Source organism: Bacillus bingmayongensis (genome assembly GCF_000299035.1).
GTDB lineage: Bacteria > Bacillota > Bacilli > Bacillales > Bacillaceae_G > Bacillus_A > Bacillus_A bingmayongensis.
Genome location: NZ_AKCS01000047.1, coordinates 1 through 15,279 on the forward strand (window position 1 = coordinate 1; position 15,279 = coordinate 15,279).

The following is a 15,279-nucleotide window of genomic DNA, read 5'->3' on the forward strand; positions in this document are numbered from 1 at the left end:
TTGAAGACTTCGCCTTTGTTTATATAGGGCATGAATGGTTTCATAAGCGTGCAGATTTATTTTTTACTTTCCAAATTTGATAGATGGGATTGCCATATTCATGAATCCATCGCATGATGGTTGTTGGGTGCACTGAAATACCACGTTCTTTCAGGATTTCAGATACATCACGATAACCTAAAGAAAAACGGCAGTAGTAGCCGACAGCTACTAAAATAATATCTTTCTTGAATTGTTTTCCTTTAAAATATCTCATGTCTGATTCTCCTAGATCCTGTTTTCTAGAGTGTAGCTTCATGTAGAAAATTTTGCAACAGAACCAGTGCTCCGATACTTATTTTATTATATAAAAAATGGATATTTTGGTATAATTATCATATAGTAATAATTTAGGAGGAGCTTTATGCCAATCATTACATCATTATTATCACAATACTGGATAAGCTACAACCCGCTTTGAGTACAGTATTAAATCCAACTGACTATAAAAGTCTCATTATTGCTAGGGACAATGGGCTAAGTGTTCCTTTTTACTGGCTTAACACACACCCAGATCTAGTGATTATCATTGTCTAAATAATCAAAATTATATTAGGGATATCTATAATCAGTTGATTTTACAAGGTTTCTTTTCAAACTCTATATTTTTTATTATGAAAAAATATAGAAAACTTTTCTAAACATACATAAGTTTCCTGAAGATAAGGTTGTTTATGGTGTTATTACGGTAAGTATCATTTATTATTTGTTTGGATTATTGCTGGTTTTCGCCGAGAAAAGGAAGAAACAATTTTAAGAAAAAGTGGCTTACTTTATGCTGAAATTTGCTTAGTGTATATTTTCGTTAAAATGTTGAGCGGTACCCATGCCCATCAACTTAAGGATGTGTGGCGGTACCCCTTATATAAAACACTATCCTAAAATCTTTTCAAAAGTGGATGCCACGGGTGTACAGTTGTTTTAAATATTTTCCCAATAACAGCAGGATCAAGGTTAACAATTCTTGTAGCCTCATCAAGACTCTCTATTTCTAAAATAATCATGCCGCCAGCGTCATCCGTAAAAGGGCCTGCACCTATTACCTTATCAGTCTTTTCTCTGTATTCTCTCCAAAAATCTCTGTGTTTTTCCAAATCTTGCTCCCAAATTCTTTTTCCTTGTTCCCAATTTTCACCTTGCGTAAATAGGATAACAAAGTAGTTCATTTTAACATCCTCCTCTGTTCTATATTTATGTCCACTCTATCAATTCGACAGAAAAGAGGATTATCCTACAAAACAAAAAGGGTTCTGTTGCGAAGTTTTGTTAAGGTTAAGTGGTGCCAACAAAAAGTTGTACATTTTATGCGATTGTTAGTAGCTCCTGTAATTCATTGTACGTCGAAAAACCGAAGTCTGAGCCAAGACTTCGGTTTCGTTTATATAAAGCATGAATGGTTTCGATGCCTTTCAAGGTACGGGAAGCGTGGCGAAGATTTTGAAATCCTGCGGATTTGCAAAAACGTCGCTTCACATGCCTATGGTCCTGTTCAATGAGATTGTTCAAATGCTTGATTGTACAATGAGTTGTATTTATATAAAAGCCTTGTTCTCTTAATTTGTTAAATGCGCAAAGTAATGCTGGTGCTTTGTCTGTAGTGAGAACCGCTGGTTCTCCAAACGTTTTGACCAATTTTTTCATAAAGGCATAGGCAGCCTGATGATCCCGTTTTTTACGAAGTTGAATATCCAATGTGTGCCCGTCTTTATCAATTGCACGATATAAATAACACCATTTTCCTTTGACTTTTATATAGGTTTCATCTAGTTTCCAAGATAATGGAACGTTTTTATTTTTCTTCTTCCAAATTTGATAGATAAGATTTCCATATTCATGAACCCAGCGCATGATGGTTGTTGGGTGAACCGAAACACCACGCTCTTTCAAGATTTCAGATACATCACGATAGCTTAAAGAAAAACGACAATAGTAGCCGACGGCTACCAAAATAATATCCTTTTTAAACTGTTTTCCTTTAAAATACCCCATATATCATTCTCCTGCTCACACTTTTTCTACAGGTTATCCCAGTTTAGAAATCTTTGCAACAGAACCTAAAAATCTATGAAAAATTTGATGAAATTGTCAGCTTTTTATTTTTGACCCCCATAAAATTTTTATTTCCTTCGAATATATATAGTAAAGAAAGCAAATGGAAAAAAAATCAGCATGAAAAGAACACTATTAAAAGGAACTATGGCAACTATGATGGCATGCAGTTCGTTTTTGATGGGAAAAGCAGCGTATGCTAGCGAAAACATAGATGCAGTAAAAACAACGGAAACTGAAAAAACATCTTTAGTACAAGGTGACGTCTTTTATTTTGTGAAAACTATGGTTGAAGATATTAAAACGGCTCTTGCGATAAACGATTTAGAGAAAGCGAAGCTATTGTCTAAAAAAGCTGTAGAACGAATTGCTGAAGCAAGTGTACTAATTGAAAAAAGAAAAGGCGATCTTACACAAGATATATTAGAAAAATCGGCAGAAGACTTAGAAAAAGCAGATAAGCTTTCTGGTAAAGAAGAAAAAGAAGCAGTGAAAGTAAAAGTGCACATCGGAAACAACATCGAATCATTAGCAAAAATGCTAGATTAAGTGAAAAATCTAAAAGCAAAAGCTGCAATTACCAAAAATATAGAGAAGAGTTTTTCAAAGATTGTAGCTAAAATAGAAAAAGAGCAAGAAAAACAAGCGGACGCTATTGCAAAAGAAAACAAGAAAGTAGATCAAAATACAGAAGTGAATCCAGCACAACCGGCACAGCCAGAACATAAACTGGCTGTTTCTCATGAGAAGTATGGGAAATCAAACCAAAAGGGTCAAACAGAAAAAAATGATCATCAAGACAACGGTAAAAAAGTTGGTCAAGAAAAATATGAAAAATAATAAGAAGACAAGCAAAAAGAAAAGTAGTAAGAAAATGTGATTAAATGGTCACTTCTTTAGTGACCATTTTGCTATTTGAAGCAAAAGGAGGGAGGGGGATTACTAGTGTTGAGTTTAGTGATGAAAATCTTAAAAAAACCGAAAATAGAAGATATCGTATTTAACATACAAAACAACGGAGGAGATAAGGAAGCTTTTATCGCACAGTATCAGCCTTTTATTAGAAAATCAATCTCGTCTGTCTGCCGTCGGTATATTACGGAGCAGGATGATGAATATAGCATTGGATTGTTTGCGTTTAATCAAGCAATTGAACAGTATTCATATAAAAAAGGAAAATCTTTTCTAGCGTTTGCTGAGCTTCTTATAAAAAGAGATGTAATTGACTATATACGCAAGGAGTCTAAGTATAATCTCGTCTTTTTAAAAGAAGACCAGCAAGAGGAAATAGTAGAAATGCAGGTATCGCTTACGGAGTATATGAAAGAGATGGAAAACAGTAACCGTAAGGAGGAAATTCTCCATTTTCAAATTGTGCTAGCTGAGTTTAAAATCACATTTTCAGAGCTTGCTAAGGAATCTCCAAAGCATCGTGATACGCGTGAGCACTTAATAGAAATTGTAAAGATTATTATAAAAGAAGAGAAAATGATGGAAGAGCTGTTCCGAAAGAAAAAGTTACCGCTTAAACATATTGAACCGCGTGTTAAGATAAGTCGTAAAACGTTGGAGCGGCATAGAAAATACATTATTGCAATGTGTATTATCTTTGTAAACAACTATACATATATTCTTGATTATATAAGAGGGGGAAAGGATGATGAATGAAGGGATTGTGATGGATAAAAAAAAACATAGCGTAGTTGTTTTAACTCCAGATGGAGAGTTTATTACGTTTAAAAGAAAATCGCACTCTTATATGATTGGAGAGGAAATCTCGTTTAACGAACAAGAACAAAGAGTACCGCGTTTTTCAATCCCTTCTTTCTTAAAGCCTGCATCATTACTTGTTGCTTGTTTTCTATGTGTGTTTCTGTTTTTCTACAATCAACCGGAAGAAAAAGCATTCGCTTATGTCTCAATTGATATTAATCCAAGTTTAGAGGCGAGCGTAACAAAGGATCTTCGTGTTATAGATTTGCGAGCCTGTAATGATGATGGAAAGCGCATTTTAAAAGAAATGAAACGATGGAAAAATGAACCTTTGCAAGACGTAGTACGTGCCATTGTAAAGCAAAGTCAAGAGGATGGATATTTAACGAATGACAAGCAAGTTATGCTAACAGCTGTTACAAAGGAAAAGTCGCTAGAACTACTGTTGGAAAAGGTAATGCAAGGATTAAAGAAAGAGTATGAGACAAAACATGTTACAGTCGTATATCAATACAGTACGATGCAAGTACGAGAGAATGCCAAGAAAGCAGGAGTCGGCACAGGTGTGTATATAAAGCAAGAGAATGAGAAGAAGAAATCGCTTACTCCTCCTGCACTGCCGTCTAATCAGGAGGAACACCCTCAGGAGATACATTCGCAACCAAAGTCATCTCTCGATGCATCATCGGATTTGTCTCCTGTAAAAGAAGAAAGATATGAGAAGCAAGAGCAAATAGAACAAAAGCAATCCCAGAAACAGCAACCACAGCAATCAAAAGGAAATAATGGATATCAGCCAGAAGACAACGGAAAAGGGTATAAACAAGAAAATAGAGAGTCTCAGCCAGAAAACAACGGAAAAGGATATAAACAAGAAAATAGAGAGTCTCAGCCAGAAAACAACGGAAAAGGGTATAAACAAGAAAATAGAGAGTCTCAGCCAGAAAACAACGGAAAAGGACATAAACAAGAAAATAGAGAGTCTCAGCCAGAAAACAACGGAAAAGGGTATAAACAAGAAAATAGAGAGTCTCAGCCAGAAAACAATGGAAAAGGACATAAACAAGAAAATAGAGAGTCTCAGCCAGAAAACAACGGAAAAGGACATAAACAAGAAAATAGAGAGTCTCAGCCAGAAAATAAAGGCAATATAAATGAAAACAGCGGGCACAAAAAAGAGGACAAAAACGTTCCTGCCACGCAACATCAGGGGAACGAAAAGAAAAATCCATAGAATATTGAAGAAGAGGGTTTGTTCCATGTTAGGATTGAAATCATTTCGTACAGCAACCTTGATTTTGAGAGGTATCGAAGCTATGCATATGATGAAAAAAGGGCAGATTTCACCCTTTGGTGAAATCTGCCCAAAAGGAGGTTGAAGTCATTCATAAATTATTTGGATTAGTCGTTTGATCTCAAAGTTAACAGGAAATTATTGTCCTATATTCCTATTAAGCTATTTTCGCACCAGAATCCTAGAAGGTCTATCTATTAAAATAGTTTGCGTTTGTATTCAGAATAAAAAGAAAAGGAGTATGTAAAAAAATAATGGAGAAAAAAATTCAACCAGAGAAAGATAACTCAAAACCCGTTTTTTATGACCCTAAAGGAAGAAGAAAAAAAGCTTTCAGTTGGTTTCTATGTATCTCAATAGTTAGCATAAGTATTGTATTTTATTTTTTCTTTCGAAGTATTTTTTCAACACCAGAAATTCCAAATATGAATCCTTCTGTAAAGCAAGATACTAAACTTGTACCTATTAATCAAAAACTTAGCGACCAACAGTTAAAGAAGGAAGAATTCAAAGCTCCTAATACCGAAATAAATAATAATAATAAAAATTCAGGAAATTCAACAGGCAATGACGAACAACCTAAAGAGGTTTATGGTTTTTATGTAAACTGGGATGAAAATAGTACTGCTTCTTTAAAAGAAAATATCGATTCATTAACCATGTTAGTACCAGAGTGGTATCACTTAAAAACAGACTTAACAATTAGTAGTGAGATTAAGCCTGATATTGTAAAGTTAGCAAAAAAAAATCATGTGAAAATTATGCCTTTACTTACTAACTATACTAAAGAAGCTTCTGGTCCTGATAGTAAACTTATTCATAAGTTACTGAATGCTCCAGATCATGTAAAAACAAAGTTTATTAATGATTTAGTAAAGCGAATTGAAGAGAATCAATTTGCAGGTATTAATATTGACTTTGAGTCAATACCTGAAGGCGATAGAGATAAGTTAACAAATTTCATGAAAGAACTTACTACAGTCTTTCATAAACATCATTTGCTTGTAACGCAAGATGTGCCTGCTAATGATAAAGCTTTTAATTATGGTGCATTAGCTAAAGTAATAGATCGTATGATTGTAATGATGTACGATGAGCACTATGGGGCAGGGACACCAGGGCCAATCGCTTCAAATAAATGGTTTGAACATACGCTCAATAAACTAGACATTCCCTCTGAGAAACTTATAGTTGCTTTCGGTAATTATGGATATGATTGGGAAGTAAAGAGCAAAAAACCTGCGAAGTCTTTAACTTTCTCAGAAGTTATGACAATGGCTCATGATTCAAATCTAAAAATTCAATGGGATAAGATCAGTGGAAACCCTTATTTTCGATATAAAAAAGGAGCGAAAGAACATACTGCTTGGTTCTTAGATGGTGTTACTCTTTATAATCAAGTAAAAATGGCAATGAACAACAATGCAAAGGGATTTGCATTATGGAGACTAGGAGCAGAAGACCCTACTATATGGAAAGCTTTAAAAGATCCTATTGAGGTACAAAATAATCCTGACGCATTACATAAAATCGCTAGTTTAGATGAAGTAAATTATTCTGGGCAAGGCGAAATTTTACAGATTGAGAATGAAAGACAAAATGGATTGAGAGATTTTAAAGTAGGCAAAGATGGCTATCTTACAGATGAAGTGTATCAATCACTACCATCTGCATATCAAGTGCAGCGCTACGGAAAACCAAAAGGAAAACAAGTAGTACTAACATTTGATGATGGACCAGATCCTAAATACACACCGGAAATTCTAGATATATTAAAAGAGTATAAAATAAAAGCAGCCTTTTTTGTACTTGGTGAAAACGCTCAACTAAATCCTAGTATTGTTAAAAGAATATACGATGAAGGGCATGAAATTGGCAATCATACCTTCAAGCATCCTAACGTAGCTGATACGTCTTTACTACGAACAAAAGTAGAACTGAATACAACGCAGCGTCTGATTCAGGAAATAACTGGACATTCTACGGTGTTATTTAGGCCGCCATATGAAGCAGATGCTAATCCGGATTCATCAAATGAAATATTGCCTATTTTGCGTGCGCAAAATATGAACTATACAATGGTGGCAGAAAAAGTTGATCCTGAGGACTGGGCGACGCCATCAACAAATGAATTGGTAAAGCGTGCTCTTAAGCCCATTTATAAGGGTGATGGAAATGTTATTCTTCTCCATGATGCAGGAGGGAATCGTACCCATACGGTAGAGGCGCTGCCAATTATTATTAAAGAACTTAAAAAGCATGGATATAGTTTTGTAACAATTTCAGATTTAATGGATAAAGAACGGGATGAAATTATGCCTCCCGTTTCTTCTGAGGATAAGCAATATTTACTTTACAATAAAGCTGTTTTTTCAGGAGCAGGATATTCTAAGCATATATTAACAACTATTTTTTATATTGCTATTGGATTAGGTATTTTCCGATTCCTATTTTTAATTTACTTTGCGTTCAGGCAAAAAAGGAAAACAAGATCCCGTTTCTTTACTAATTCGTCTTATCAGCCTTTTGTTAGTGTTGTGATAGCAGCATATAATGAAGAGAAGGTTATAACGAAGACGATTCGCTCAATTTTGGATAGTGATTATAGAGAATTTGAAGTTATTGTTGTTGATGACGGATCGAAAGATGGTACGTCAAAAGTAATTCAAGAAGCATTCCATAAACATTCTAAAGTTCGTTTAATTCAGAAAGAAAACGGTGGGAAATCATCCGCAATGAATTTAGGATTTCAAAAATCACGAGGAGAAATTATAGTCACTTTAGATGCGGATACTATTATTGCGCAAGATGCTATTTCTCTAATGATCAGACATTTTGAAGATCATAATGTAGCGGCAGTTTCAGGAAATGTCAAAGTGGGAAATAGACGAAATTTGTTAACTACTTGGCAACATGTTGAATACATTACAGGATTTAATTTAGAACGCAGAGCTTTTGATGAGTTGAATTGTATCACGGTAGTTCCTGGAGCTATTGGAGCATGGCGTAAAAAGAATGTAGTTGCATCTGGATATTTAAGTGAAGATACACTTGCAGAAGATACGGATCTTACTATAACATTTTTACGTCAAGGACATAAAATTGTATATGAAGAAAAAGCCTATGCTTATACGGAGTCGCCTGAAGATGTGAAAAGTCTCATTAAACAGCGATATCGTTGGTCGTATGGTACACTCCAATGTCTTTGGAAACATCGAAAGGCGTTGTTTAATCCAAAGCATAAAACATTAGGATTTGTTGCATTACCTAATATGTGGTTGTTCCAGTATGTCTTGCAATTCATTGCTCCTTTAGCAGATATATTAATGATTATGGGGATGTTTGGTGGTAATCCTCTAAAAGTTTTAGGATTTTACCTTGTGTTCTTTGCAATGGATCTTCTCGCTTCTCTTTTTGCATTTAAATTAGAGAAGGAGAATCCTAAACCATTAGTTTGGCTAATTTTACAACGCTTTATTTATCGTCAATTTATGACTTATGTTGTAATTAAGTCTGTATTTTCATCTATTCGAGGGGTAGCGGTAGGATGGAATAAACTAAAGAGAATGGGGAGTGTTAAACATTCCTCTGAACATAATGAGGCATCATAAGAGAGCGGACGATCTGCTCTCTTTTTTGTTGAAAGGACTCACCATATCAAAAAAGAAAGTTGTATGTTTATTGTGTGTTTTTTATATAAATAAGAAAAATGTGGATTTGAAATAAAGTTACGATTTTTATAAAAAAGACGCGATGTTTTGAATAAAGTCACGATGTTTGCAAAAAGAGCTGATGATAATAATTGGTGTATTCCTGGTGGCGTTATGGATATAGGAGAAAAAGCTGAAGAAACCGCTAAAAGAGAAGTTTATGAGGAAACAAACATAGTTATTGACTATTTAACGTTTACTCTGGAGAACAGCAGCACCATATTTATCCAAACGGAGATGAAGTTTATTTTGTTAATGTTGTATTCATTTCAACTACATATAGCGGTGCTATGCAAATAGATGGTATTGAAAGTAAAGAAATTAAATTCTTTGGCTTTGAAAATCTCCCTCATAATATATCCCCAACAAATAAATCATTTATTGAGGATTTACAAAAAATGATTAAAGGTGAATATAATGTTTAACAAAACGCACCTAAAAATGATTAAATTTTTTTACAAAACAAAATCATTTAGTAACAAATTGAACTTGCATTTTGATCAATCTTTTTTCAAAATGGATTCTTTTTATTTATTGTACAATTCGGATTTGTGAGGTATTTTTATTCAAACTTTGTTTCAAACCTACAGCAAATGTAAGGGCGCACTGTAGTTAGTGTTTCATTTTCTTTGAATTACTTTGCATTCTCGGCATGATTGCTATGTAAAAATTGTACAAAAAACGAGCCAACTTTCTTAACTAAGGTGTACCGCCAGCATTTCGGAAAAAATCCACGCTAAGCAAAAATACAATAAGCCGTCCATATGGACAGCTCATTTACATAATTATCGGTATAGGAAGTAAAAATTATTGTTTATTTAGTTTTAAACCTAAATTTTTGAAAAGCCATGTGATCCTATCTTCAGAAGCAGTATCACATGCTGTAAAGAGATGATCTGTCTCGTACCAGATAATTTCTTTAGGTAGATTTGCATTTGTATAAAAACTATTCGCTTGATCTCTTGATACAAATTCGTCATTATAAGCAAATTGAAAGAATAAAGATGCTGGTACAGCTTTGTCTATGTAGTGAATAGCATCTAAGGGTTCGAGTGCTGAAATAAATGAATGGAATTTTTCTTCTGATAACATATCTCGAATTAATACTGCTAGAGGGTGGTCACTTGTTTTATGCCACATAGATACACTTGAGAAACCTGCCATCAAAATATATGCTTTAATACGTTTTTCAACTCCGGCAAGGACACCTCCCCAAGTAGCACCTAAGCTATGCCCAATATATGCAATTTGTTTTGAATCAACATTATTAAAAGTAGATAGCAAATCTATTCCTCTTCTAATATCGAGTATTGTTTGAATATATTTTTGAATATCAGTCATTGCTTCTACCATGTAATGCAATTCTTGCTCTGTGGAAGGGGTTTTTGGTGCTGCACCACGCACAAAAGGTGCATCAATTAAAAGAGAAAAGACACCATTTAAAGCTAATTTCTCAGCTTCTGGTAAAAAGGTTTTTCTATTACCTTGTCCTGGATGCATAAAGATAACTGCTGGTGAAGGAGTACTTGTTTTTGGAACCACTAAATAAGCAGGAACTGTCCCGCCACATGGACTTAAATAATTTATATCTTTAACTGTATGGCTGTCATAAACAACAGATGAAACTTCTTGAAAGTCTAAAGCGAGGTTACGGTCATATTCGAGCATTAATGACAACTCCTTTTTGTAGAAAATTTTACCATACATAAAGAGTAGATATATAGATAAATTGCAGTTTCTTTTTGCATATCCTATTCATATGAGGTTAACATAACGTCTCATTATCAGTAGTCAATAATGAATAGAATTTTCGTTATGGGGGGATTTTGATTCTTTAGGTTGATAGCGATGCGGCTGTACCCCTATTTACTACAAAATAAGGGCTTGGTAAGTACTTTTGAACAAACTATTATTTAAAGCAACACGTTGACCTTATCATAATATGTAATATTGTATATAAAAATATATTGATATAAATGTAAACATAAAGATAAATCACATCCTCGCAACAACATAAGAGGAGGAAATAATATGACAATCGCAATGGCAGTTTTATCATTCTTAGGTGGAGTACTTCCATTAGTAACAGAGCTTTTAAAAGCAGTAATGTAAGTTTATTATTCAGCAATTATAAAAATTATTATACAAATGATAAAAAGATTTAATCCTTATGGGGGATTTTGTAAAAAGAAGCATAAGATGGTCGTTTTGGCCAACTTATGCTTCTTTTAGTTTGCGGTCAACTTATGCTTCTTTGAAATAAAGTCATGACGTTTGTAAAAAAGTTGTGATGCTTCACCTCATTTGGTTATGATTATCATAGGGGGGTGTCCAAAAAAGAACATCTGAAATTGAAAAGTGATTAAATCTCTAGTTAAAAAGAATATTATCTCGACCATTCGAGCTGAACAATTGAATTCTATTTAGAAACAAAGAGAAAAAATTATTTACTATAAAATTTATTAGAAATTTATTTTTATATCGTATCCTTTCAATATAACTTGAAAGGAGAACCCTATGAGAAAATTATTTAAAGTATTAAAGATTATATTTATTATGTTTATTGCGGCTATCTTACTTATATTAGTATCTGTTTTTATATACCATAACTATCAATTAAGTAAGGAATCAGATCTTATTAAAAGTAAGGGAACAATCGTTAAGATTAATAATAAAAAAATGAATGTTTATAGTGAGGGAAACGGTAAGGATACATATGTATTTATGGCTGGCTCTGGGATTGCTGCTCCTGTTTATGAAATGAAAGGAGTATATAGTAAGTTTTCAAAAGAAAATAAGATTGCTGTAGTAGAAAGAGCTGGTTATGGGAACAGTGATGTTTTTAACGATGGAAGGGATATTGATAAAATATTAGAACAAACGAGAGAAGCACTCATTAAAAGTGGCAATAAACCTCCTTATATTTTAGTTCCGCATTCAATATCGGGAATAGAGGCTATTTATTGGGCACAAAAATATCCGGAGGAAATCAGGGGAATTATTGCGTTAGATATTGGTTTACCTCAGCAGTATGTGAAATATAAAAGCGAAGTGGATAAGTCAACATTAAAAATAAGAGGAATGAATATTTTAACGAAAATGGGTATTCATCGACTTCTACCTTCTACTACTTATAATCCTGAAGTGATTCGACAATCTTTTTTAACTAAACATGAAAAAGAAATTTATAAAGCAATATCGTATAAACAGTTTTTTAATGTTGATATGAAACAAGAGCTCTTACATTCTTACGAAAACAGTAAAAAATCCGTTAACCTTCCGATACCAAAAGAAACACCTATATTATTTTTAGATGCAGTTGCTGATCAAAATAAAAACTCGAAATATACAAAACAACATTACAAAGATTATAAAGAATTTGCAGAACAACTTGAAATAGCAGATGTTATAAAATTGAGGGGGACACACAGCATTTATTTATACCAGGCTGATGAAATATATAAGCTTTCTAAGGAATTTATCAATAAAAAAGTGAAATGAAGGTTTGCATGATGAAGGGATATCATATTTTAATAGTTGAAGACGATGTGATGATTGGTGATCTGTTGCAAAAAATTTTGCAGCGCGAAGGATACAATGTAATTTGGAAAACAGACGGAAAAGAAGTGTTTGGAATCATCCATAAAATGGATTTAGTTATCATGGATGTGATGTTACCAGGTAAAGATGGCTATCAAATAACAAAGAAAATAAAAAATCTAGGATTAAATATTCCAATTATTTTTCTATCCGCCCGAAGTGATATGGACAGCAAACTCCAAGGTTTGACAATCGGGGAGGATTATATGATAAAGCCTTTTGATCCTAGAGAGTTGTTACTAAGGATGCAGAAAATGTTAGATAATCAATATGGTACTTTTACGCAAATCAAACACTTATATATTGATGCTGAGCATAAAAAAGTTTTTAATAATAACTTGCATAATGAAGTTGTCTTTACTGCGATTGAGCGTAAAATATTCTTCTATTTATATGAAAATAGGAATCGTATTTTAACGAAAGGACATTTCTTTGATTATTTATGGCAATTCGAAGATAGAGATCAAAATATCTTGAATGTGCACATAAAAAAAATAAGAACAAAAATTAATGATAAAACGGGTGAAATTATCCAAAATATATATGGAGAAGGGTATAGATTAAATACCTATATAAAGAAATGAAATTAAAGAAAAAATATCAGTTAGTGTTATTTTCTGCTGCTATAAGCGTACCATTTTTATTACTGTTGATTAGTATCTTTATGTCAATAATTTATAATAGTGCCTTTAAGGCGGAAAATAATGACATTCCTTTTCATGAGTCTTTTGCGTATCCTACGATGCTAGTTGTATTTTTTTTATCAATATTGTTATTAGCCTTTTTATTTTCAAAATCGATTAACTCACTATTAAATAAAATAGATATATTAAATAAAACCATTCGAAATTTAGCTAGTGATAAAAAGATTCCGAATAAATTAGACGTTAAAAGTGATGATGAAATAGGAGGACTAATCAGGTCAGTAAATTTATTAATTGAAAGAACTACATATCGAGAATTAGAACTTAAACAGCAAGAGGAAATGAAGAAGGAACTTTTAAATAAATTAAGACATGATATTAATACGCCTTTAACAGCTGTCAGGTTACAATTATTTTACTTAGAAGGTCAATATAATAATGACCAAGCACCAATATTAGAATCGTTATATCAACAAATACAGTATATTGCTGAATTAACCAGTGAGTTAAATTTACAATCCACTAATACATTAGAGAATTCTTATATTTTAAATCACGAGGTGAATATACATGATTTATTAGAAGCTATGGTTAAAAAGTGGGATTATTTGTATAGTATTCATGATATTGAATTAATATATAATCCACTAAATAAAGACTTGATATGGATTAGTAACGATTTATGGATTCAAAGGTTATTTGATAACATTTTTCAGAATACGTTAAAACATTCAAAGGCTAAAAAGCTTGAGATAACCATTGAAAATAGTGTTGTTTCCATTAGGGATAATGGAATTGGTTTTGATACTAATAGTAAAAGTGCGGGGCTTGGATTAAAAATAATTGAAGATATATCTAGAATGCTCAATGTAAAATATATTCTACAATCGAATAACAAAGGGACTTTATTTTATTTTACCAAAAACGAAAATGATATATAAAGCTCATTTTATACTGTTTTGTGAAATTCACGGTCAGCTTATGGGTTAATAATTAACTCACGGCCAATTTATACTTCCCATTCTGTTGAAGAATTAGATAATTATCTGCAAAAATAAGTGTTTTATGGCCAACTTATGCTTCTAACTGCGGCCAACTTATAGGTAAAGTGACAGATTTAGTCTTTTTTTGTTATTTACGAAACACGACAAAACAATAAGATAACAATAGCAAGAAAAAATTCAAAATAATGATTAGAATTATTTTGTGATATATGTCAAACGTGTATTTAATTTCCCCACAATTAATTGCTACATAATATAAATAAAAAAGAGATAAGAGCACTATTATTAGTACATTATCTCTTTTCGAATATAAATTCCTTAGCTCACGCAAAGTTATCACATATTTCAATGGGCCTTACAGATTGCTCTGCAAAAAAATTATAACTTACATTTTGTGAAAAATATACAATCTTCAACCCTTTCAAAAATTCATGGTCAGAATGTCCGCGCTTTACATATATTCAAGAATTATATTTAGTTATAACAATAAATTCATTTTATCACAGTTAATTATACTCAAATATAAATATAGTATGTTAGGTAAGAATCCTACATTCTTCTCTATTTACTTATACCTATATTTTTATTAATTTATTATGATATCGATGTTGATTTAAAGTGTTTTGTTCAAAATTCTTAATTGGTATTTTTAGGTACTTTAGACAATTGTTTGTTCTCTTTTTATAAATTCACATAATTTTCAATTATAAAAAGCGCATATGTTAATAAAAATAGAAACCTATCTGCGGATAGGTTTCTTGTTTATATTTATCGTATCAATTTGAATATTTCCCCAGAGTGGCCCCTCATACCTTGAATCGTTTCCGTACCCCTTGAAAGGAATCGAAACCATTCATGCTATATATAAGAAAAACCACAGTTTGCGGCCAAACTGTGGTTTTTCAACGTACAATGAATTGCAAAAGTTACTGACAATTGCATGAGATTTAATCGCAATCAAGCTAAATCTTTATTTGTTAAGAATCTCTGCGATAGAACCTGTCATTTTGATTAAGTGAACGGTTCTGTTGCAAAGTTTTAAACGCCCCCAAAAATATAGAATGAAAATACAATTGTTCCGAATAAACATTATAAAATATACAAGAACATGTATCGTATACTCATTATTTTCGGTTATTTTTCAACTTTGCAACAGAACCCTCTAAAAGGTTCTGTTGTAAAGTTCTTTAGGTTCTGTTGCAAAGTTTGAAAAAAGCATAAACAGG

Annotated in this window: 12 protein-coding genes and 3 pseudogenes; 11 read left to right on the forward strand and 4 right to left on the reverse strand. The window is 32.6% G+C overall.

The window, feature by feature from the left end; genetic code table 11:
* Positions 1-49 precede the first annotated feature (49 nt).
* From Y7E_RS29290 to Y7E_RS0106320, 3 genes and pseudogenes are all read right to left on the reverse strand, one after another.
* Positions 50-256, reverse strand: a pseudogene (locus Y7E_RS29290) (IS6 family transposase); the annotation flags it as partial.
* Positions 257-917: 661 nt separating this feature from the next.
* Positions 918-1,205, reverse strand: a complete 288-nt coding sequence (locus tag Y7E_RS0106315) for a YciI family protein (protein ID WP_017150446.1) — start codon at positions 1,203-1,205, stop codon at positions 918-920.
* Between the two features lie 136 nt (positions 1,206-1,341).
* Positions 1,342-2,028, reverse strand: a complete 687-nt coding sequence (locus Y7E_RS0106320) for an IS6 family transposase (protein ID WP_017150447.1) — start codon at positions 2,026-2,028, stop codon at positions 1,342-1,344.
* 180 nt (positions 2,029-2,208) lie between these two features.
* Here Y7E_RS0106320 and Y7E_RS0106325 point away from each other — a divergent pair, with 180 nt between their 5' ends.
* From Y7E_RS0106325 to Y7E_RS29300, 7 genes and pseudogenes are all read left to right on the forward strand, one after another.
* Positions 2,209-2,637 carry a DUF5667 domain-containing protein gene (locus Y7E_RS0106325; protein ID WP_017150448.1) on the forward strand — a complete coding sequence of 143 codons (429 nt, stop codon included), beginning with the start codon at positions 2,209-2,211 and terminating at the stop codon, positions 2,635-2,637.
* Positions 2,638-2,928 carry a hypothetical protein gene (locus Y7E_RS0106330; protein ID WP_017150449.1) on the forward strand — a complete coding sequence of 97 codons (291 nt, stop codon included), beginning with the start codon at positions 2,638-2,640 and terminating at the stop codon, positions 2,926-2,928.
* Between the two features lie 105 nt (positions 2,929-3,033).
* On the forward strand, positions 3,034-3,756 hold the full coding sequence (gene sigI / locus Y7E_RS0106335; protein WP_017150450.1) for an RNA polymerase sigma factor SigI: 723 nt from the start codon (positions 3,034-3,036) through the stop codon (positions 3,754-3,756).
* Positions 3,749-5,035: an anti-sigma-I factor RsgI family protein gene (locus Y7E_RS0106340; RefSeq protein WP_017150451.1), complete on the forward strand. Its 1,287-nt coding sequence runs from the start codon at positions 3,749-3,751 to the stop codon at positions 5,033-5,035. The genes sigI and Y7E_RS0106340 overlap by 8 nt, the downstream gene beginning before the upstream one ends.
* Positions 5,031-5,214: pseudogene (locus Y7E_RS29295) on the forward strand (IS6 family transposase); the annotation flags it as partial. The gene Y7E_RS0106340 and the pseudogene Y7E_RS29295, both read left to right, overlap by 5 nt.
* A 135-nt stretch (positions 5,215-5,349) precedes the next feature.
* Complete coding sequence (locus tag Y7E_RS0106350) at positions 5,350-8,706, forward strand: trifunctional glycoside hydrolase family 18/polysaccharide deacetylase/glycosyltransferase family 2 protein (RefSeq protein ID WP_017150452.1); 3,357 nt, start codon at positions 5,350-5,352, stop codon at positions 8,704-8,706.
* A 162-nt stretch (positions 8,707-8,868) separates the two neighbouring features.
* Positions 8,869-9,105, forward strand: a complete 237-nt coding sequence (locus Y7E_RS29300) for an NUDIX domain-containing protein (protein WP_237741354.1) — start codon at positions 8,869-8,871, stop codon at positions 9,103-9,105.
* 507 nt (positions 9,106-9,612) lie between these two features.
* On the opposite strand, the gene Y7E_RS0106365 is transcribed toward Y7E_RS29300, so the two are convergent.
* The gene (locus Y7E_RS0106365; RefSeq protein ID WP_081584563.1) at positions 9,613-10,512 is read right to left on the reverse strand and encodes an alpha/beta hydrolase; all 900 of its coding nucleotides are present in this window, start codon (positions 10,510-10,512) and stop codon (positions 9,613-9,615) included.
* An 810-nt stretch (positions 10,513-11,322) separates the two neighbouring features.
* On the opposite strand from Y7E_RS0106365, the gene Y7E_RS0106375 reads away from it, so the two are divergent.
* The 4 genes and pseudogenes from Y7E_RS0106375 to Y7E_RS34220 form a co-directional block, all read left to right on the forward strand.
* Entirely contained in the window at positions 11,323-12,306 is a 984-nt protein-coding gene (locus Y7E_RS0106375; protein ID WP_017150456.1) for an alpha/beta fold hydrolase, read from the forward strand.
* A gap of 11 nt (positions 12,307-12,317) precedes the next feature.
* Positions 12,318-12,989, forward strand: a complete 672-nt coding sequence (locus Y7E_RS0106380; protein ID WP_017150457.1) for a response regulator transcription factor — start codon at positions 12,318-12,320, stop codon at positions 12,987-12,989.
* Positions 12,986-13,990 (forward strand): sensor histidine kinase, encoded by a 1,005-nt coding sequence (locus Y7E_RS0106385; RefSeq protein ID WP_017150458.1) that lies wholly within the window; start codon positions 12,986-12,988, stop codon positions 13,988-13,990. Before Y7E_RS0106380 ends, Y7E_RS0106385 begins: the two co-directional genes overlap by 4 nt.
* An 896-nt stretch (positions 13,991-14,886) precedes the next feature.
* Positions 14,887-14,997: pseudogene (locus tag Y7E_RS34220) on the forward strand (IS6 family transposase); the annotation flags it as partial.
* Between the last annotated feature and the right edge of the window lie 282 nt (positions 14,998-15,279).